The following is a 24523-nucleotide window of genomic DNA, read 5'->3' on the forward strand; positions in this document are numbered from 1 at the left end:
CTTCATATAAAAAACCCCCAATAAATGGGGGAAAGACCTGAAAGGATTGGGATAGACAGACTTCCTTGTCCGTCTTTGTCTTTGATGGTCATTACTGATTTACTTCGGTAACACCAAAATCAACTTTACTTGGTAACCCTGGCGATACTCTCACCACTTTTGGATTACGTCCGTTTACTTTATATGCTTTCGGTAAGCTTCGTGGGTCTAGCTTGATAACGAAGTTTGCTCCTCGCTCCCAACGGCCTCCCGATACACCGACTATATGGTAACGACCATGCGTATCGGTTGTGATGATCTCGCCACGGGTGGTCACTAACTTCACGCCCCCCAGACCTTCTTCACCTTCATCCTGTACACCATTACCATTTCGGTCTACATACACTTTTCCGAAAATTAATGCATTGTCAAACAGTGGATCCGCTGTCACCGTTACCGTCGCTTCCGCTATATTCGACGACACTTTTCCTGTTAAGGCATTCAGTGCCATCGCTGTATTGGTATACTCGCCTTGGGTAACACCCGAGCCCACAACTAACATATAGCTGATCACCACTTCACTGTTCGCCGTTAAATCCAGTGAATCATACGTCACCGCTTTACTACCTTTCGGATCCGCTACTTTTTTGCCATTTAAACGCGATGAACCTTTCACGAACTTAAACCCTGACGGTAAAATATCCTTTATTTTAATGCGTGATTTGTGTGACGAATTATTAATCACCTTGATAGTATAAGGGACAATATCACCCACCACGACATTATCCTTCAGTGCCGTTTTTATTACGGTTACATCCGCATTATGTGCCCGGTAACCCAGTACGATATCGTTACTTGTTGCACTAAAGGTGCTGCTTCCATCATTTAGCTTAATTGGCAATGTTTGCATACCACCTGAGCCATTATAAACAATCGAAGCTGGTGGTGTGGCAAGATCAATTAAGTCATGTTTAACCACTTTTCCATTACTATCGATGTATTGTTCAAAATATGGCACTTTTTCGTATAATGGATTGGTTTTATCTGAGCCAACCACACCATCGTGATATTCACCAAACAGTAAACGGATACTGTATTTCGAATCGGCATTTATCTCCAGATTACGGAACATAAACTTACCATCGCTGTTTGTCATAAAGGATAGTGGTTTATTCTCTTTGTTCATCAGGTGTTTCTGAGTATTGTCTAACAAATAGACATCTGCACCCGACAATCCGGTTAACGCTGACAGACTGGACAGACCTTTACCTTCACGGTCTTCTACCAGTTTTCCTTCAATAATACCGCCATGGATATAACCAAAGTCCTGATCGGTTAAGTTACCGGTAATTTCTACTGTCGCCATATTTGCCGTTTTCGGTAACATCAATTGACCTTTGCTATCATGGTGCGCATCATCCGGATCAAAGCTTGCCCGTAACGTGCTCGGTACGCCTTCTACTTCAATTTGCCATTTACCAGGAATAAGACCGGTTATTTCATAAGCCATCTCTCCGGCAGCAATGGTTTGTGTTGTCTGCAATATCGGATTGTTGATATTACTCAATTTCACCGTTAATGCCGCATTAACACTGCTGTCATGCGATGCGTTATAAATCCCGTCATCATCACCGTCTAAGTAAACTTTTCCTTTGATACTGGTGGTACCTTTCCACGCAAAACTTACTCCGGTTGCTTTGTCCGTTGCACCGGCAAATTGATAAATTTCACTCATTTCACTGTCAGTCTGATCAACCGTTACTTTGTGTTTGCTGTCGGTTAACATAAAGCTGCTAACATAATCCGTTACCGGACGACTCACTTTCACCTGATAATCAACACCCGATACTAAGTTCTCAAATCGGTAGTTACCTAACTCCGTTTCTGTACTTCCGGTACTGACCGCTTTAACCTCTTTCACCAGATTATTATCTACATATAATCCTACCGTGTAGTCAGCAAATAGCTTATCAATTCCGATATCCTGTGCATTGATCACCGCGCCATCATTCGCATTCACGTCTATTACTACCTGACCTTCAATGCTCGCCTGTCCTTTCAAACCAAAATCAACTTTTGTGATTTTGTTTGCCGAAGATACTTGCGCAATGTTGACAACGGCACCATTTCCGGTAATTGACGTAATGGCGCCCCCCACTTTCTGTGCCACATAACTGAAGTCATAACCTGAATTTTTCGGTGCTTCTACACGTATCGTCCAGCTACCTGCTGCTATATTGGTTATCTCATATTCACCCTTACTGTCACTTTCTACCTCTAAGGTTAAGCCATTGCTGTTTGTCGCCACAACTTTCACCCCTGATAACGTGCCCACGTGATAAGGCTGATGGGTTCCTTTTCCAGAGTAATCTTTATAGATTGTCCCTTTTAAGGCGTTTTCAGCTTTAAAGCCAAATGCTTGTTGCTTCGCAACATCACCGGCTGAGAAGCGGGTATCTTTCGGACCATTAACACTGAACGTCACCTGATTGGTCACTGTTGTTGAATTCGGGCTGAACACCAGTTTATAACCGGAACTTTCGAGCGCTTTATCATCAATTTTCAGGACATAATCATGTTGGCTTAAGTCTTTTACCTCAAATAAACCGGTTTTTGCATCAACCTTAATTGCTTGCTCTACAAATCCGGATTTCGTCGATGTTAACACCAGTTTCGGCGTAATTGGCGTACTTAAGGCACCAAAGGCGATATCTTCTTTTTCACTATATTTACCGTCGTTATTGGCATCGATCACCACATAACCTTTGATAACTGCACTGCCGCGATAACCTATTTCAACGTCATTCACCGCTGGATTTTGCTTCGAAAGATTAACCTTTAATGATAAGTCTTTTGACGTTACTGCCACTGCTTTATTACCCGTTTGGGTATAACTCAATTGGTAGCCGGTCACACTTTGCGAATTGTCTGCCGTGATAACCCAATCACCAAACGATAAGTTATCTACTGCAAAATTACCATCGCTGTTAGTTATAGCTTCTCGGGTAAGTTTGCCATCCGAACTTTTCAGCGATAATTTCAGTCCTGCTAAGTTTCCGTCTACAGCCGTTTTCGTTTGGCTGTTATCGACATCAATACTCACATGACCTTTTATCGTACCATTGTATTTATACGCTGTACTATTAGTTAACTTATCTCCGTCTAACGAAGGAAACTCATAGGTATCTTTATTGTCTTTTATGACAGTGTTCGCAATTAATTGCATTCCATCCGGTGTGCTAACTTTAATTTGATAGTTACCACCCTTCGGTAATTTTTCAAACTGATAATTACCTTTTTTGCCATTCACCGTTTTGGTGTCAACTTTTTTAAGTTCAACATAATCCGTTGTACCTGGTGCCTGGTAGTTAAGGGTCACTTTGATGCCATTAAGCCCTTCGTCATCCTGTCTGTCTTTGCTGCCATTTTCATCAACCCAGACATAACCACCGATTTTTTGTTTTCCTACAAGCAGATAATTGTTATCCGGCGAACCTTTTTTTGGTAATTTTGCAACTGGAATAACGATATGCTTCGCATCTTTACCTGCTGAACTTTGTTTAAACTCATAGTCGGCATTAGTGTCTAATTTTAGTACCACAGAATAGTTAGCACTATTACCAAACATCAGGTTAGAGAATTGGTACTTACCATCTACGGTTTTTTGGGTCATTAATAGCTTACCATTACCATCTAAACCTTCATGTAATTCAACCGTTAACGCAGCTTTATTATCAAGTAAATAGGCAAATGCATTTAACTTATTAAAATCGGTATTATTATCGGCAAAATCAACATAGATTTTTCCTTGAATACCGTCAACACTAGCTTCTTTATAATAGAAACTATTACCAGAGACACCAGTATTGGTTATTTCAATATTTGATAAAGTATTGATTGGTTGAGTGGTTCCTTTACTGTTTTTCACTAATGAATAACCATCCGGTGACGTTACAACATTAATACTGTACTTACCGGAAGGTAAGTTATAGAAATGATATTCACCTTTACTGTTGGTATATTGACGAGCGATTTCAGTTCCGTTTGAAGTAACTAGACCGATCAATACATTATCAATTGGTAATTCAGGTGATGTACCTTCAATAATAGTTTTACCTGCAATACCACTATTAAGCGCTTGATTACTAGCTATACCTGCTGACGGTGAACTGTTTGAACTCCCTGCTAATAAGAAAGACTGATTTTGTATAGTTCTTCCTATATCACCAAAAGATATTGTTTCTAAAGTTTTACTTGGTTTTAGATTAGCATTTGAAATAACACCATAATTACTTGGTGGAACAACTTCAACTACATAATCCGTATTAAGATCAATACCACTAAAACTATAGTAACCATTTTCATTAGTGTCAGCTTCAAGATATTTAACAAGAGTGTTATTCACTTTTTTAAATAACTTAACTTTAACTTTTGTTACAGCAAGATCACCTGTTTTATCAAAACTAATATCCGTTTTACCATTATTATTAATATCCACCATTACATAACCTGCAATAGCTGCATCACCGTTTTTCTTATAGATAAAATCTAAATTACCACCCTTTATTTTTGGTGTTTGTGATGTGATTTTAATATTTGGTACAGTATCTAACGCTGATTTAAGTTCATAAGTTTTTACATCTAAGCCTTGTTCTGTAACTTTAATAGTATAAGTATCATTGAATAAATTTTTAAACGAATATATACCCGATTTATCAGTTTTAACTTGATTATATAATTCTCCATTACGATACAATTCAACTGTTACCCCAACAATAGGCACATCATTTTTGCTGGTATTAAAGTTACCATCCTCATCATAATCATAATAAAGTCGACCACTGATTTCGGTATCATTTTTTAATTTTACTAACCAATACTGATCAGATGCTCCATCAGACAGAGTAGGTGAAACCTGTAAATACTCTATTTTTTTCACTTCATCTGGTAAATGCTCGTCTTTAGGTTGATTACCACTAGCCACTAATTCAAATTGATTTGAATCTAGACCCTGTAATCTGAGAAGCATATTAGTTAGATACACAGTACCACGAGGTGAATTAGCTTGATTATAAGCAAATTCGCCAGTGTATTTTATCGTTTTATCGATAAAATCAGGTTTATTCAAAATAGTATTGACATCACCTTTATAATATCCCTTATAAACACGAGGTGAGAAAATACCTTCTACTCTGAGATTGTCCTTATTATATTTAGATAACTCTTGACTAGTTAATAAAACTGCATCTTCTTTTTTTCCTGAACCTGTAATATCTAAATAGAGATTACCTGTTATTCCCTTAGATGCTTTCGATACTTGCATAATATATTGACGAGGCTTAACATTATTAGCTAAAGTACCATCGGCCAAGACTTCTATGTCAAAAACACCTATATCTGTAACAGGATCTTTATCAGCAATATCGATATAACTATAATTAGTGTTATCTTGATTATGAATAATACGATATTTACCTTTAGGTAAACGGTCAAGAACTAGATTATTATAAAAGTCTCCAGCCGTTAGCCATTCTTGGTAAGCGCTTCCATTCCAATACTGAACTTGAAATATACCATAACCCTGTTCTTTGCTACCGTTACCTTCAAATTTTTCATTACCATCTAAATCATTGATAGGAATAAATCGAATTTCTTTACCTTTACCTTGCATTAAAAAGTTATGGATAATAGGTAAATCTATTTTATCAAAACGAACCGTTTGCAACTGAGCAAGACCCTGTTTTGGATCTGTTACTGCCTCAGTATCTGAGCGAACAACTTTAATGATAAAATCTTTCCCTTTTGTCAGTCCATCTTTTCCAGTAAATTCATAACGTCCTGTTTTATCGGTTTTTTGTGAAGCTAATACACTTTTACCCGAGCGAGAAGTACAATCATTATTATCTCTACATAATAAAACTGTTGCATCAAACAACGGTTTATCGAAAGCGTCAGCCGTCCCACCTACAGTAAGTTTACCGTCTCCTCTGTAAGTATCTAAATAAACAGTACCTTTAACAACATAATCTTGTTGTTTTAACTTATACCAGAAATTAGTATCTTTAGTATAGTTTTGACCACCTTTTACTTTAACAACAATACTAGCAGTATTTTTGGTAATAATATCATTTTGATCATTACGCTCTAATACAATATCATTTATATCTGCATTACTGCCTGAGCCAAAAATAGGTTGAATAACTACTCTATATTCACCATCAGGTAACTTAGTAAAATTATAACGTCCATCTTTGTCCGTTCCCATATAAGCAATATCATCATTTTCCCATTTGCCTGTAGATACTTGCTTATGTTGTAAAACGACACGATTATATCGAATAGGAACATCTTGCTTAGGATCAAAGTTGCCAGTTGTACCAACATGGCTATTATTTAAGTAAACATAACCCGAAATAGAGTTAGGCGTTTTGCCTCTGAAATATACAACAGAAAAACCACCCAATCTTTCGGTAGCACTTGTATTATTTGCAACTGATCTTACTCGATATTCTTGTGTAACACCTTGGATATCTAAATAATTTGAATCATATCCAATAATTTTGTATGTATAAATTCCACCATGATCAGAATTAACCCTAGCCCGTTGAGCACGCGAATAATCATCTGGGCCTTTTAGATATTTAGCATATAAGCGTGTCCCATCTATTTTGGTCGCTGGCGTGACGCCATCTTCTTCAAAAAAAGCAACGTTTATATAAGGCCCAGTACTTATTGCACTCATACCATTTACTTCGCCGCCCCAGCTTCCCTTATTATCTACGCTCTGTAAGCTACTTTCTACACCTAATAAACTCGGTCCGATCTTTGAATACCAAAAGTTTTGATTTGACTTAGTACCGCCATTTAAATTAGTAATAATAATCTCTTTCGGAGCTATTTTATCTTGCGTACCATTGCTAAGTTTTACTTTACCTTTATGAGTACTTTTTGATTCAGATGAGGTACTGGTTGATTTACCATCTGTGTCACCGATAAAGAAAAATTGATTCGTATCAATGCCTGATTCTTCTAAAACGACTTTATAATCTTTATTCGCTCTTAGTCCTCTAAATTTATAAGCACCTTCTTTATTAGTGGTTTGTTTTGCAATTAAACTCCAACTATTGCCATTATGTTGATAAAGATGAACTGGTGTTACAAGAGGTTTATCACCAGTCTTAAATAAAGTATTCCCATTTTTTTTACCACCATCCGGACCGTCTTCAGGGAATCGTTCTGAAGTTAATGCAAATACAAGACCAGATATACCTGCTAACGTTGTATCGTTCGGATCAATGTTTAACAAAAAGGTGGGACCACTTGTTTGACCATTTGCATCAGTTATTGTGACGTTTTGTTCAAGTTTGCTAAGTGCGATATAAGGCGCTTTAACATTGGTTACCTTAATGTCATATTTTTCTACAGCTAGATCCCTAAAATGATATCGACCATTATCAGTTGTAGTAATCGTTTTTGTACCCAGTACTTTCGTTGTCGTGCCAGGATAATAAAGCTCGACATTCATATCAATTGCACCGGTATCAGAATCTACTGTATAGATCCCATCAGCATTTTGATCGATAGCGACAACACCATCAACACCCCATTCGTTACGTGGTTTGACATTAAACACACCTTTTTGGTTTTTACCCGCCATATTGAAACTAATTTTGTCAACATAGGCGTTTTTGCTATCCGGTAACGTTGCATCCCATAAGGCATATTTGATTTTATTACTTGAATCTGCAATAAAATCTTCTGTATTAACCACCATATCATACTGATGACCTTTTAAGGTGTTTTTAAGTTCGACGATACCACTATTATTCGACACAAAAATGGTTTGTCTTTTAGAGGCGGTATGAATCAACCTAACAGGAATATTCATTGCTCCCGTGCCTTTGCCATCTTTTATCGCTAAGTTGATATCACCGCCTTGCCCTTTAATAAATAAATTTTGAGCCGATGCACCGGTATTAACTATCAATTGTACCGAACGATCGATGGTTTCACCTTCTGCCGTTTTTGCCACAACCTTATATGTCCCCAGTAACGGCGCATCTAATTTATAGCTTCCATCCTGGTTGGTTGTCACACTAGATAATAGTTTTTGATTACTATCATATAATTCAACTTTTAAACCCGTTAACGGCATTTCTGTTTTGCTTGCCGTATTATCGTAATCTAAATAAACTTTCCCATCTATATCAAAGGCATACGCAGTTGATAGTGTCGCCATCGATATAAATGCTGAGGCTAATAATTGCTTTATACCCCTTAGCATTTTCTTTTTCACTGTTGCATTATGCGCAGTTCGCATTATCTTTTCTCCTGATATGCGTAAATTCTCTTCTTTTCGTTTTTCAACTTTTTGCCAACTGTTCATTAGAAACTCCCTACTACATTGACAAACCAACCATGTGAACGGTAGTTCAGGTGCGTTAAGTTGTCGTTATAATCCGTAAAGTTATAACCCACTCCCATCTTGATATTGTCACCGACATTTCGGTAAATACTGGTCACAACCCCGTCTTTATGGTCATCTGCCAGATCGGTACGTAATGTTCGACCTTCTATCTGGTATTCCCAGTCACCTGTCTTGTAATTGAGGCGGAGTGCATACAAGCTTGCCCCTGAGGAGTACCATGAGCTTTCACCTTTGTAACGTAAATGCCCTTGTCGGTGCGCCGCTTTAAACGCCGTTTCCCAGTTCGCATTCCACTCATATACACCTTCTAATGACCACACCCAGCTCTTTTGGTCATACAGACTTGAGGTATAGCTTTTACCATTTGACGATGTCGAGTTCGCTATCAGCTGATCATCCGGATCTAAACCATACACATACGTCAGCTTACCGAATAAATTCAGGTTATTGATAGATAACGGGCGATACGCAAAGCCTATTGTCGACTCCGTGTAGTTACTCACCACTTCACTGTTGTTATTGTGCTCTCCTAACGTTTTCGCAAAATCAAACTGCGCCATCCAGCTGAGGTTCTCGTTCACGGTCGTTTTTGCCCGGTTGGTCGTTACCCATTGACGGATACGCTCACTACCTTCATCTATCCGGTATTCCACCCGGTTACGCACCTGAACGGTATCATTTTTATAACCGTATCCTACCGCCCAAACATCACGACGGGTTTCACCATTTCCGGTTAAACTGGTGTTGCGGTTTCGGTAACGGTTATTCACCCGTCCTACCGAGTAAGACCCTTCAACAAACTGAGATTCAGTCGGTTTATAAGTCACCCCGTAAACATCAGAGGTGGTTCGGTCAATTTTAGTGGTCTTAAATTGTCGCTCTGAGTAAAGCTCTATCTGGCTGGTCGCCTTGGTGCGTCCTCCGACAACCGTCGTAATGCCCCGACCCGAGGTCGAGTCCACATCATTTAAGACTTTGGTATATAAACTGGTGCGGTCATTCACATCCCAGCTACCCTGAACGCCACCACCGGCACCCCGATTTGATGCAAAAACTTCTGCACCCAGATTGATGCTTTCGGTAATTTGTGAGCTGTACCCTAAGGTAGTGCGGTTATCATTCGCCACATCACCCGATTTAGTCATCGTCATTTGCTGGATAAGATAACCTTTATCCCGTCCACCAAAAAACGAACGCTCTATTTTCGCTGCCACTAAGGTTTCACGGGTAGAGGCATCACCATAATTATGGGTATTGCGTTGTTGTAACTCTAACGCCGTTTTATATAAGTCTCCGAGTGTTGTGTAGTATTGTGCACGGGCTATTTTTTCAACATAATTTGCCTTGTCTTTTTCACTGCTGTAACCCAGTAAGATGCCTTTTTTATCCGCCTCAAAGTCATAACGTAATTCGCCACCCCACTCTTCTAAATCACTGCTGCGGGCTTTAGCAAAGGACGAAAAGCCTTCCTGCTGCATTGAGTAATACCCCGTAAAACTTAACGGAATATCCTCACCCATCAAATCACTGAATTCGATTTTTTGGTTAATCTTCCATGCCGCTCCCCGTGTATCACCCGATAACACCGTCTGATTAAATGACAGACCGCCATTGCTCGACACAAAAATATCACTCATCCCGGCCTTACTTTTGGCATATTCAAAATGCGTGTGTGTTCCCTGCGTCGGTCTGACAATCACATCCAGTCCTTTTAACTCATACGTTTCACCGCTTGCCTGGTCTTCACTGATATATGTCCCGCCAATACGAATATGGTCGTTTAACCAGTGATAAGCCCGACCACCAAACACTTTTTGACCGTCAAAGTCAAAACCGTCTGAATAATATTCATATTCCGCAATAATCCACACCGGGTCGCCCCCAACCAGATTACCGCTTTCGATAATTGAGCTACCTGTGCCCCCGTTTGTCGTCATCGGCAGGGCTTTGGTTAATATCACCCGACCCTGAAACTGGTTCACTTCATAATCAACCCCTTCGGTCAGGGTGCTGGTACTCAGTACCCGACCGGTATTACGGTCACGCACTTCTACCGACAGTTTTAAACTCCCTTCTGTTATACGCTGATGTTTTAAAAAGTATAAACTACCACCGGTCGATGCTAATTCATTGTGACTGCCCCGGGTTTCACCATTCGATAAAAACACTGTCGCTAATGTGCGGGTATCACCATACTGGGTCGACTGCTCACTTTCGTGATATAATTTTGCCCCGTATAAACTGCGGTTAAAATTGGCAAACTCATTACCGGTAATCTGTGTGGTATAGTTACCCCATAACCCGTAACTTTTGCCTCTCTCTAATTTGATATAAAACTTACCTTCCGTATCCACATCACTTTCTGTGGTCGAACCATCTCCGTATATCGGGTAGTATGATTGTGGGTCGATTTCACGCGCAAAACGAGTCGGGTCTTTTTCACCTAAATGACCAAAGGCATTTTTTAGCTTCGTTTCTGTTGTGTCTAAATGCGCCGTTAACCGGTAATCACCCTTATTCGCTTTGACATAAAAGGCTACCCGACCATCCCAGCTCCCTTTGCCACTGTAGTGGTGACTGTCGGCCTCTTCGAGTATCGAACGCCCTTCTCCGCTGACATTGTTTTGCGCATACGTCACATCCACGATACCCACATAAAAAATGTCATCTTTCTTTTCAACCACCAACTTTTCCTGTTGCGATTGCTTCTGACCCAATTCATCCTGCCAGCTTAAATCAAACTGATACTCACCCGGCGATAAAATCATCTCCCGCATCGCCCGGCCCTCGGCATCCACCACTAAAGGCTCGCCATTAAGCATCACCCCTTGTTTACCTTTTAAGCCCGCCATCTGAATAACGACTTTCCGGTCCTGAGCATCACTCACAATACCCTGATGGTCTATCCGGCTTTCGCCAAACCCCGGTATCGTGCTATCTGATTTCAATTGACCAAAAAATAAATGACCTGAGCCCGATTGATTATCGGGTTTGTTGTAGGAAATAAAATCACTGCCAGAGTCTGCTGTGCCCTGACCTAAGGTCTTAAACGATGTCGCATAAACACTGTCTTTTAAACCGTCATAACTGGTGGTAGTTAAAATCGCTTTATACTCGCTATTTGTCGATAACGGCTCGCCATTATCGGTATCACCATGCCATAACACCGCTTCATACGGACTGATTTCTTTAAATCGTAAGGTTTTTAACGGCTGACGGTTATCTACATCCGATTGACGGTAAATGGTGATTTGATATTCAGCGATTTTAGTGGGATAGTTAGTGTAAATATAAAGCCCCATCGGTGTCGTAAACAATCCTTGTGACGTTAACTTCACTTTAGGATTATAGATACTTAAATTAAGCTTTTCTTCTGCATTAAACTCATCCCGAATAATATTTAATTTAGGTACATTTGTACTACCTGCATAAACACTATTGGAGCCAAGTAAAAAAGCAGCACTAATACCCAGGCAAAGTGGATGCCGGGTCCAGTTATGTTTTTTCATTTTAGTTTATTTCCTTTCTCTTCTTCTAAGATCAATTATATTTTTTATTTTCGTAATTCAATTCAACATCAAAATTTATCCATAAACCTTAAAAATGATTGATAACTAATTCCAATTAATCTTTGTTGATAAATAATAAATTAGCTAACTAATCCGCTAAAAAAAATTACAAAATAAAACATTTTTATTAAATAAATTTATTAAATATTTTCCGAATATTTACACAATAATACATTGATCGCAACAAACGATCAATATCTATTATTTCGATCGCTTATATCTATATTAATTAAATTATTGCTTTGGTTAACCGTTTTTAATTATAAAAAGTAAGGTTAAGAAGACTGGTTAATTAGAAATAAAAAACCCCCGATAAACGGGGGAAAGAATTGAAAGGATTGGGATAGACAGGCTTCCTTGTCTGTCTTTAAGTTTGATGATAATTACTGATTTACCTCCGTAACACCAAAATCAACTTTACTTGGTAACCCTGGCGATACTCTCACCACTTTTGGATTACGTCCGTTTACTTTATATGCTTTCGGTAAGCTTCGTGGGTCTAGCTTGATAACGAAGTTTGCTCCTCGCTCCCAACGACCTCCCGATACACCGACTATATGGTAACGACCATGCGTATCGGTTGTGATGATTTCGCCACGGGTGGTCACTAACTTCACGCCCCCCAGACCTTCTTCACCTTCATCCTGTACACCATTACCATTTCGGTCTACATACACTTTTCCGAAAATTAATGCATTGTCAAACAGTGGATCCGCTGTCACCGTTACCGTCGCTTCCGCTATATTCGACGACACTTTTCCTGTTAAGGCATTCAGTGCCATCGCTGTATTGGTATACTCGCCTTGGGTAACACCCGAGCCCACAACTAACATATAGCTGATCACCACTTCACTGTTCGCCGTTAAATCCAGTGAATCATACGTCACCGCTTTACTACCTTTCGGATCCGCTACTTTTTTGCCATTTAAACGCGATGAACCTTTCACGAACTTAAACCCTGACGGTAAAATATCCTTTATTTTAATGCGTGATTTGTGTGACGAATTATTAATCACCTTGATGGTATAAGGGACAATATCACCCACCACGACATTATCCTTCAGTGCCGTTTTTATTACGGTTACATCCGCATTATGTACTCGGTAACCCAATACGATATCGTTACTTGTTGCACTAAAGGTGCTGCTTCCATCATTTAGCTTAACCGGCAATGTTTGCATACCACCTGAGCCATTATAAACAATCGAAGCTGGTGGTGTGGCAAGATCAATTAAGTCATGTTTAACCACTTTACCATTACTATCGATGTATTGTTCAAAATATGGCACTTTTTCGTATAACGGATTGGTTTTATCTGAGCCAACCACACCATCGTGATATTCACCAAACAGTAAACGGATACTGTATTTCGAATCGGCATTTATCTCCAGATTACGGAACATAAACTTACCATCGCTGTTTGTCATAAAGGATAGTGGTTTATTCTCTTTGTTCATCAGGTGTTTCTGAGTATTGTCTAACAAATAGACATCTGCACCCGACAATCCGGTTAACGCTGACAGACTGGACAGACCTTTACCTTCACGGTCTTCTACCAGTTTTCCTTCAATAATACCGCCATGGATATAACCAAAGTCCTGATCGGTTAAGTTACCGGTAATTTCTACTGTCGCCATATTTGCCGTTTTCGGTAACATTAATTGACCTTTGCTATCATGGTGCGCATCATCCGGGTCAAAGCTTGCCCGTAACGTGCTCGGTACGCCTTCCACTTCAATTTGCCATTTACCTGGGATAAGACCGGTTATTTCATAAGCCATCTCTCCGGCTGCAATGGTTTGTGTTGTCTGCAATATCGGATTGTTGATATTACTCAATTTCACCGTTAATGCGGCATTAACATTGCTGTCATGCGATGCGTTATAAATCCCGTCATCATCACCGTCTAAGTAAACTTTACCTTTGATACTGGAGGTACCTTTCCACGCAAAACTTACACCGGTTGCTTTGTCCGTTGCACCGGCAAATTGATAAGTTTCACTCATTTCACTGTCAGTCTGATCAACCGTTACTTTGTGTTTGCTGTCGGTTAACATAAAGCTGCTAACATAATCCGTTACCGGACGACTCACTTTCACCTGATAATCAACACCCGATACTAAGTTCTCAAATCGGTAGTTACCTAACTCCGTTTCTGTACTTCCGGTACTGACCGCTTTAACCTCTTTCACCAGATTATTATCTACATATAATCCTACCGTGTAGTCAGCAAATAGCTTATCAATTCCGATATCCTGTGCATTGATCACCGCGCCATCATTCGCATTCACGTCTATTACTACCTGACCTTCAATGCTCGCCTGTCCTTTCAGACCAAAATCAACTTTTGTGATTTTGTTTGCCGAAGATGCTGACGGGATATTGACAACGGCACCATTTCCGGTAATTGACGTAATGGCACCACCCACTTTCTGTGCCACATAACTGAAGTCATAACCTGAATTTTTCGGTGCTTCTACAGTTATCGTCCAGCTACCTGCTGCTATATTGGTTATCTCATATTCACCCTTACTGCCACTTTCTACCTCTAACTTTAAGCCATTGCTGTTTGTCGCTACAACTTTCACCCCTGATAACGTGCCCACGTGATAAGGCTGATGGGTTCCTTTTCCAGAGTAATCTTTATAGATTGTCCCTTTTAAGGCATTTTCAGTTTTAAAGCCAAATGCTTGTTGCTTCGCAACATCACCGGCCGAGAAACGGGTATCTTTCGGACCATTAACACTGAACGTTACCTGATTAGTCTTGGTCGTTGAATTCGGGCTGAACACCAGCTTATAACCGGAACTTTCGAGCGCTTTATCATCAATTTTCAGCACATAATCATGTTGGCTTAAGTCTTTTACCTCAAATAAACCGGTTTTTGCATCAACCTTAATTGCTTGCTCTACAAATCCGGATTTCGCCGATGTTAACACCAGTTTCGGCGTAATTGGCGTACTTAAGGCACCAAAGGCGATATCTTTTTCACTGTATTTACCATTGTTATCGGCATCGATCACCACATAACCTTTGATAACTGCACTGCCGTGATAACCTATTTCAACGTCATTCACCGCTGGATTTTGCTTTGAAAGCTTAACCGTTAATGATAAGTCTTTTGACGTTGCTGCCACTGCTTTATTACCCGTTTGGGTATAACTCAATTGGTAGCCGGTCACACTTTGCGAATTGTCTGCCGTGATAACCCAATCACCAAACGATAAGTTATCTACTGCAAAATTACCATTACTATCAGTCGTGGCTTTTCGTTCAAGTTTGCCACTTTTCAGCGTTAATGTCAGTCCTGCTAAGTTTCCGTCTACAGCCGTTTTCGTTTGGCTGTTATCGACATCAATACTCACATGACCTTTTATCGTACCATTGTATTTATACGCTGTACTATTAGTTAACTTATCTCCGTCTAACGAAGGAAACTCATAGGTATCTTTATTGTCTTTTATGACAGTGCTCGCAATTAATTGCATTCCATCCGGTGTGCTAACTTTAATTTGATAGTTACCGCTTTTCGGTAATTTTTCAAACTTATAGTAACCTGATTTGTCGGTGTTAACCTCTTTAAGTTTGACATAATTCGTTGTACCCGGTGCCTGATAGTTAAGGGTCACTTTGATGCCATCAAGCCCTTCGTCATCCTGTTTGTCTTTGCTGCCATTTTTATCAACCCAGACATAACCACCGATTTTTTGTTTTCCTACTAGCAGATAATTGTTATTCAATGAACCTTTTTTTGGTAAATTCGGAACCGGAATAACGAGATGTTTATTCTTATCTTTACCAGCTGAACTTTGTTTAAACTCATAGCCGGCATTAGCGTCTAATTTCAGTACCACGGAATAGTCAGCACTATCACCAATATTAGAGAAATGATACTCACCATCCACAGTTTTTTGGGTCATTAATAGCTTACCGGTACCGTCTAAACCGTTACGTAACTCAACGGTGTACGAGGTTTTACTATCAAGTAAAGAGGCAAACGCATTTAACTTATTTAAATCGGTATTATTATCGGCATAATCAACATAGATTTTACCACCAATACCGTCATCACTCCCTTCTTTATAATAAAAATTATTGTCTTTTATACCAACATTAGTCAAATCTAGACCAGATAAAGTATCAATTGGTTGAGTAGTACCTTTACTGTTTTTAACTAATGAATAACCATCCGGAGAAGCGACAATATTAATGCTATACTTCCCTTTTGGTAGATTATAGAAGTGGTATTCACCTTTATCATTGGTATACTGACGTGCAATCTCGTTATTGTTTGCATCACGTAAACCAATTAACACTTTAATAATTGGTTTTGGATTACTACCATTTAATAAGGTTTTTCCAGAAATTCCGCTGTTAATTGCATTACTACTGTTTATACCAGCTGACGGTGAACTATTTGAACTTCCTGCTAATAGGAAGTATTGGTTTTGTACAGTTTTTCCAACATCTTCAAAGTGAATCGGTTTTAAATTGATATTTGTATTACCCTCTGTATTAGCGATAACACCAAAACCTTTTGTTGGCTCAATTTCAACAATATAATCAGTATTTAAATCAATACCACTAAAGCTATAGTAACCTTTCGCATTCGTTTTTACTTCACGATAAAACGTACGATTCTTACCATCAAATTTATATAATTTGACGTTTACATCCGGTATCGCCATGTCCCCGGTTTTATCAACTTTAACTTCCAGTTTACCATTATTGTTAATATCAACCATTACATGACCGGTGATCCCTGCATCGCCGTTCTTCTTGTAAATAAAATCTAAATTACCACCTGTTACTTTAGGTGTTTTTCCAGTAATGGCAATACCTTTTACCGTATCTGAAACACTACTTAATTCATAACGTTGTTTATCTAAACCCTGTTCAGTAACTTTAACGGTATAAGTATCATTAAATAAATTTTTGAACGTATATATACCGGATTTATCGGTTTTAGTTTTTGCATAGAGTTTACCATCACGATATAACTCAACGGTTACCCCCGAAATCACAGCATCATTCGTACCCGAAGTAAAATGACCATCATAGTCATAATCATAATAAAGTCGACCACTGATCTCAGTATTATTTTTCAGTTTTACTAACCAGTACTGATCTTGTGCTCCCAGTAAACCTGGAGGTGCAACTTGCATATATTCCAGATTTGATTTTACTTTTGTAGGCAGATAATCGCCTTTTGTTTGACCACTGTTACCCACTAATTCAAATTGATTGGTATCCAGCCCCGTTAAACGTAATAACATATTGGTTAGATACAATTTTCCTCGCGTTGAATTCGCAGCAGTATAAGCAAATTCACCCGTGAATTTTACCGCTTTATCAGTAAAGTCAGGTTTATTTAAAATATCGTCAACATTACCGTTAAAATATCCTGGGTAGATGCGAGGTGTAAAAATGCCACTCACGGTTAACGAGCCAGCTTTATTATACTTAGTAAGCTCATCTTTAGTGAGCTCAGCTGCACCGTCTTTGTTTTTAGAACCTGTTACATCCAGATAAAGCTTGCCCGAAATTGCCTCAGTCGTATTTGATGGTACAACTTGAGCTTGCATTAGAAATACATTATTTTTATCTAATTTATTGGCAAGTGAACCATCGGCTAATACTTCAAAATCTAACGTTCCAGGTGGTGTTGCTGGATCCATATCCGCAATGTCGATAAAATTTTCGCCCGGATTGTGAACTATACGGTATTTGCCTTCCGGTAATGAGTACAACACAATCGTCAAGAACTGACCCCAATATTGATAATCATTACTGTTTTTATCCCAAAAATAGACTTTTGATGTATTATATCCCCTCTCTGAACTAGAACCCTTCCTATCGCCATTCAGATCATTGGCAGGCATAGCATAAATATAACCTTTTCCTTGCATAAGGAAGTTTTTAACTATTGGTGCACCAAGTTTGTCAAATCGAATTTTATGGCTAGCTGCAAGATCTTGACTGCTATTTTCTACTACAGTTACACCTTTACGTAATGCTTTAACGATAAAATCTTTTCCACTTGTTAGCCCATCAGCGCCGGTAAATTTATAAAGCCCATCAGCACCGGTTTTTTTAGATGCAATAACACTTTGTCCACCTATTACACAAGCATTGTTATCTTTACAAAGTAAGACTGTCGTATCAAAAAGTGGTAAATCATCATAAACCCCTGATACACTAACGTCTAGTCTACCATTGCCAGAAGATGTATCTAGGTAAACTTTACCACGAACAACATAATCTTGTTGTTTCAGCTTATACCAAAAGTTAGTTCCCTTATTATGAACTTTTCCACCTTCAATTTTTATTTCAAAAGCTGACTGGTTATTTTTAACGCCAGTATTTTTATCATTATTTTCAAGTTCAATATCTTGTGAATTAAAATTGCTACCAGCAGAAAAACTTGGTGTAGTTTCAACACGATATTGACCATCCGGTAGATTTGTAAAATTATAATAACCGTCCTTATCCGTACCAAAATTTGTGAATAAGCTCCATGTATTATCTGACTGCTTTTTGTATAACAATACACGGGCAAATTTAATTGCTGTATCTACATTTTGATTATAATTACCCAAAGCACCAGGATGACTATTATTCAGATAAACATAACCAGATAAGGTGTTCGGCTTTTTAGGTTTGAAATACATAGCACTCGCGTGTGAAAGTTCCGTTTGTATCTTTAAAGTATATTCACCAGCCGAACGTTCAATTTCAAGTTCGCTATTCATGTCATCAATTCTATAAGAATATAACCCTGCATGATCAATCGGAACAGCTACCTTACCGAGCGCACCGAACACGCCATAAGAACCAGATTTGCCGAGCGTTGCAACTAATGGTTTTCCTTGTTTATCAAGAAGCGGGGTTATGCCATCTTCTTCATAAAAAGAGACTTTCATGTAAGTTGTCGCAGTTCTTGTTAAGCTGTTACCATCAATCACTTGATCCCAAGCTGCATTTAAATTAGCTGTGCGAATATGGCTTTCTACTTTTAACTGTCCTAAGTTCTCTCGAACGGGAGAATACCAAAAGTTTCGATTCGATCGGGTTCCTTTACCTAAACCAGCAACAATAATTTCTTTAGGGGCGATATTAGCCTGAGTACCATTCTTAAGTGTTACTTTCCCTTTATGGCTACTTCTTGATTTTGGTGAAGTACTGGTTGATTTACCATCAGAATCATTCACAAAAATATAGGAATTTAAATCTATACCAGATTCGTTAATGACCACTTTATAATCTTTGCCGATCGCCAAACCACGGAATTGATATAAACCATTTTTTTTATTTGTTTTTTGTGTAGCAATCTTTTTCCATGTACTACCATCGTGTTGATAAAGATCGACTGGTGTTTCTAAATAAAGACTATTTGACACAGGTGACATATTATTTGCTTCACCAGAATCAGGCCCCCTCTTCATTTCCTGATTTGATAAGACAAATACCTGACCCGATATACCAGATAAACTTGAATCATTTGGATCAATTTTTAATAAAAATGTCGGACCGCTTGTTTGGTTATTTGCGTCTGTTATTTTGACGTTTTGTTCAAGTTTGCTAAGCGCGATATAAGGCGCTTTCACATTAGTTACTTTAATGTCATAACTCGCCACCGCTAAGTTTTTAAAACGATATCGACCATCATCGCTTGTAGTAATCGTTTTTGTACCCAAGACTTTGGTTGTCGTGCCAGGATAGTAAAGATCGACATTCATACCTAATGCGCCAGTATCCGTATCAGCACCATAGATACCGTCGTTGTTTTGATCTATAGCTACGATTCCATCGACACCCCATTCATTACGTGGTTTGACATTAAATGCACCTTTTTGGTTTTTACCCGCCATATTAAAACTAATTGTATTAATGTATTTATGCGAATTATCGGGTAATGTTGCATCCCATAAGGTATATTTCGTTTTATTACTTGAGTCAGCAATAAAATCTTCGATATCAACAATTAGCTCATACTTATAAGCTTTTAAAGTATTTTTTATGTCAATTTCGCCTTTATCATTGGTGGCAAACGTTAACTCTTTTGTTGATGCAGAATTAATAAGTTTAATGGGAATATTTTTGGCGCCATTACCTTTTTCATCCTTAACATCTAAATGAATATCACCGCCTTTCCCTTTGATAAATAAGTTCTGAGCAGAAGCACCAGTATCAACGATAAGTTGCACCGAACGATCGATGGTTTCACCTTCTTTCGTTTTTGCCACAACTTTATATGTCCCCAGTAACGGTGCATCTAATTTATAGCTTCCATCTTTATTGGTTGTCGCATCAGATAATAGTTTTTGATTACTATCATAAACTTCAACTTTTAAACCCGTTAACGGCATTTCTGTTTTGCTTGCCGTATTATCGTAATCTAAATAGACTTTTCCTGATATTGGTATCGCATTGGCTACGGATATTGTCGCCATCGATATAAATGCTGAGGCTAATAGTTGCTTTATACCCCTTAGCATTTTCTTTTTCACTGTTGCATTATGCGCAGTTCGCATTATCTGTTCTCCTGATATGCGTAAATTCTCTTCTTTTCGATTTTTAACTTTTTGCCAACTGTTCATTAGAAACTCCCTACTACATTGACAAACCAACCATGTGAACGGTAGTTCAGGTGCGTTAAGTTATCGTTATAATCCGTAAAGTTATAACCCACTCCCATCTTGATATTGTCACCGATATTTCGGTAAATACTGGCCACTATCCCGTCTTTATGGTCATCCGCCAGATCGGTACGCAATGTTCGACCTTCTATCTGGTATTCCCAGTCACCTGTCTTGTAATTGAGGCGTATTGCATACAAGCTTGCCCCTGAGGAGTACCATGAGCTTTCACCTTTGTAACGTAAATGCCCTTGGCGGTGCGCCGCTTTAAACGCCGTTTCCCAGTTCTCATTCCACTCATACACGCCTTCTAATGACCACACCCAGCTCTTTTGGTCATACAGACTTGAGGTATAGCTTTTACCATTTGACGATGTCGAGTTCGCTATCAGCTGATCATCCGGATCTAAACCATACACATACGTCAGCTTACCGAATAAATTCAGGTTATTGATAGATAACGGGCGATACGCAAAGCCTATTGTCGACTCCGTGTAGTTACTCACCACTTCACTGTTGTTATTGTGCTCTCCTAACGTTTTCGCAAAATCAAACTGCGCCATCCAACTGAGGTTCTCGTTCACGGTCGTTTTTGCCCGGTTGGTGGTGACCCATTGACGGATACGCTCACTACCGTCATCTATCCGGTATTCCACCCGGTTACGCACCTGAACCGTATCATTTTTATAACCGTATCCTACCGCCCAAACATCACGACGGGTTTCACCATTTCCGGTTAAACTGGTATTGCGATTGCGGTAACGGTTATTCACCCGTCCTACCGAGTAAGACCCTTCAACAAACTGAGATTCTGTCGGTTTATAAGTCACCCCGTAAACATCGGAGGTGGTTCGGTCAATTTTAGTGGTCTTAAATTGTCGCTCTGAGTAAAGCTCTATCTGGCTGGTCGCCTTGGTGCGTCCTCCGACAACCGTCGTAATGCCCCGACCCGAGGTCGAGTCCACATCGTTTAAGACTTTAGTATATAAACTGGTGCGGTCATTCACATCCCAGCTACCCTGAACGCCACCACCGGCACCCCGATTTGATGCAAAAACTTCTGCACCCAGATTGATGCTTTCGGTAATTTGTGAGCTGTACCCTAAGGTGGTACGGTTATCATTCGCCACATCACCCGATTTAGTCATCGTCATTTGCTGGATAAGATAACCTTTATCCCGTCCACCAAAAAACGAACGCTCTATTTTCGCTGCCACTAAGGTTTCACGGGTAGAGGCATCACCATAATTATGGGTATTGCGTTGTTGTAACTCTAACGCCGTTTTATATAAGTCTCCGAGTGTCGTGTAGTATTGTGCACGGGCTATTTTTTCAACATAATTTGCCTTGTCTTTTTCACTGCTGTAACCCAGTAAGACCCCTTTTTTATCCGCCTCAAAGTCATAACGTAATTCGCCACCCCACTCTTCTAAATCACTGCTGCGGGCTTTAGCAAAGGATGAAAAGCCTTCCTGCTGCATTGAGTAATAACCCGTAAAACTTAACGGAATATCCTCACCCATCAAATCACTGAATTCGATTTTTTGGTTAATCTTCCATGCCGCTCCCCGTGTATCACCCGATAACACCGTCTGATTAAATGACAGACCGCCATTGCTCGACACAAAAATATCACTCATCCCGGCCTTACTTTTGGCATATTCAAAATGCGTGTGTGTTCCCTGCGTCGGTCTGACAATCACATCCAGTCCTTTTAACTCATACGTTTCACCGCTTGCCTGGTCTTCACTGATATATGTCCCGCCAATACGAATATGGTCGTTTAACCAGTGATAAGCCCGACCACCAAACACTTTTTGACCGTCAAAGTCAAAACCGTCTGAATAATATTCATATTCCGCAATAATCCACACCGGGTCGCCCCCAACCAGATTACCGCTTTCGATAATTGAGCTACCTGTGCCCCCGTTTGTCGTCATCGGCAGGGCTTTGGTTAATATCACCCGACCCTGAAACTGGCTCACTTCATAATCAACCCCTTCGGTCAGGGTGCTGGTACTCAGTACCCGACCGGTATTACGGTCACGCACTTCTACCGACAGTTTTAAACTCCCTGCGGTTATACGCTGATGTTTTAAATAGTATAAAATACCACCGGTCGATGCTAATTCATTGTGACTGCCCCGGGTTTCACCGTTCGATAAAAACACCGTCGCTAATGTGCGGGTATCACCATACTGGGTCGACTGCTCACTTTCGTGATATAATTTTGCCCCGTATAAACTTCGGTTAAAGTTGGCAAACTCATTACCGGTAATCTGTGTGGTATAGTTACCCCATAACCCGTAACTTTTGCCTCTCTCTAATTTGATATAAAACTTACCTTCCGTATCCACATCACTTTCTGTGGTCGAACCATCTCCGTACATCGGGTAGTAAGCTTGTGGGTCGATTTCACGCGCAAAACGAGTCGGGTCTTTTTCACCTAAATGACCAAAGGCATTTTTTAGCTTCGTTTCTGTTGTGTCTAAATGCGCCGTTAACCGGTAATCACCCTTATTCGCTTTGACATAAAAGGCTACCCGACCATCCCAGCTCCCTTTGCCACTGTAGTGGTGACTGTCGGCCTCTTCCAGTATCGAACGCCCTTCTCCGCTGACATTGTTTTGCGCATACGTCACATCCACGATACCCACATAAAAAATGTCATCTTTCTTTTCAACCACCAACTTTTCCTGTTGCGATTGCTTCTGACCCAATTCATCCTGCCAGCTTAAATTAAACTGATACTCACCCGGCGATAAAATCATCTCCCGCATCGCCCGGCCCTCGGCATCCACCACTAAAGGCTCGCCATTAAGCATCACCCCTTGTTTACCTTTTAAGCCCGCCATCTGAATAACGACTTTCCGGTCCTGAGCATCACTCACAATACCCTGATGGTCTATCCGGCTTTCGCCAAACCCCGGTATTGTGCTCTCTGATTTCAATTGACCAAAGAATAAATGACCTGAGCCCGATTGATTATCGGGTTTGTTGTAGGAAATAAAATCACTGCCAGAGTCTGCTGTGCCCTGACCTAAGGTCTTAAACGATGTCGCATAAACACTGTCTTTTAAACCGTCATAACTGGTGGTAGTTAAAATCGCTTTATACTCGCTATTTGTCGATAACGGCTCGCCATTATCGGTATCACCATGCCATAACACCGCTTCATACGGACTGATTTCTTTAAATCGTAAGGTCTTTAACGGCTGACGGTTATCTACATCCGATTGACGGTAAATGGTGATTTGATATTCAGCGATTTTAGTAGGATAGTTAGTGTAAATATAAAGCCCCATCGGTGTCGTAAACAATCCTTGTGACGTTAACTTCACTTTTGGGTTATAGATACTTAAATTAAGCTTTTCTTCTGCATTAAACTCATCCCGAATAATATTTAATTTAGGTACATTTGCACTACCTGCATAAACACTATTGGAGCCAAGTAAAAAAGCAGCACTAATACCCAGGCAAAGTGGATGCCGGGTCCAGTTATGTTTTTTCATTTAATTTATTTCCTTTCTTATAAGATCAATTATATTTTTTATTTTAATAATTCAATTCAACATCAAAATTTATCCATAAACCTTAAAAAAAGACCGATAAACAATCTCAATTAACCTTTATTGATAAATAATAAGTTAGCTAACCAACCCGCCAAAAAAATTACAAAATAAAATATTTTTTATTAAAACATTTTCCGAATATTTACATAATAATACATTGATCGCAATAAACGATCAATACAAATTGTTTTGATCGCTACATCCTATGCTTATTAAATAATTTTTTTTTGATAACCGTTTTATTTGTTTGATAAAAAGGTAACGTTTTGAATTAATTGAAAATAAAAACGATAAATGTGCGGGGAAGACCTACAAAAATAGCATTTACCAAAATTT

General features: G+C 39.4%; 4 protein-coding genes. All 4 read right to left on the bottom strand.

What is annotated here, in order from left to right; all coding sequences use genetic code 11:
• Nucleotides 1–91 precede the first annotated feature (91 nt).
• The 4 genes from GYM75_RS10455 to GYM75_RS10470 all read right to left on the bottom strand — a co-directional run bounded on the left by GYM75_RS10455 (nt 92) and on the right by GYM75_RS10470 (nt 24127).
• Nucleotides 92–8365 carry an SdrD B-like domain-containing protein gene (locus GYM75_RS10455; RefSeq protein ID WP_220215892.1) on the bottom strand — a complete coding sequence of 2758 codons (8274 nt, stop codon included), beginning with the start codon at nt 8363–8365 and terminating at the stop codon, nt 92–94.
• Nucleotides 8365–11916, bottom strand: a complete 3552-nt coding sequence (locus GYM75_RS10460) for a hypothetical protein (RefSeq protein ID WP_220215893.1) — start codon at nt 11914–11916, stop codon at nt 8365–8367. The genes GYM75_RS10455 and GYM75_RS10460 overlap by 1 nt, the downstream gene beginning before the upstream one ends.
• Before the next feature lie 443 nt (nt 11917–12359).
• Nucleotides 12360–20576: an SdrD B-like domain-containing protein gene (locus GYM75_RS10465; protein WP_220215894.1), complete on the bottom strand. Its 8217-nt coding sequence runs from the start codon at nt 20574–20576 to the stop codon at nt 12360–12362.
• Nucleotides 20576–24127, bottom strand: coding sequence for a hypothetical protein (locus GYM75_RS10470; RefSeq protein WP_220215895.1), 3552 nt, complete (start codon nt 24125–24127; stop codon nt 20576–20578). Before GYM75_RS10470 ends, GYM75_RS10465 begins: the two co-directional genes overlap by 1 nt.
• Between the last annotated feature and the right edge of the window lie 396 nt (nt 24128–24523).

This window comes from Gilliamella sp. ESL0441 (assembly GCF_019469185.1).
Taxonomy (GTDB): Bacteria; Pseudomonadota; Gammaproteobacteria; order Enterobacterales; family Orbaceae; genus Gilliamella.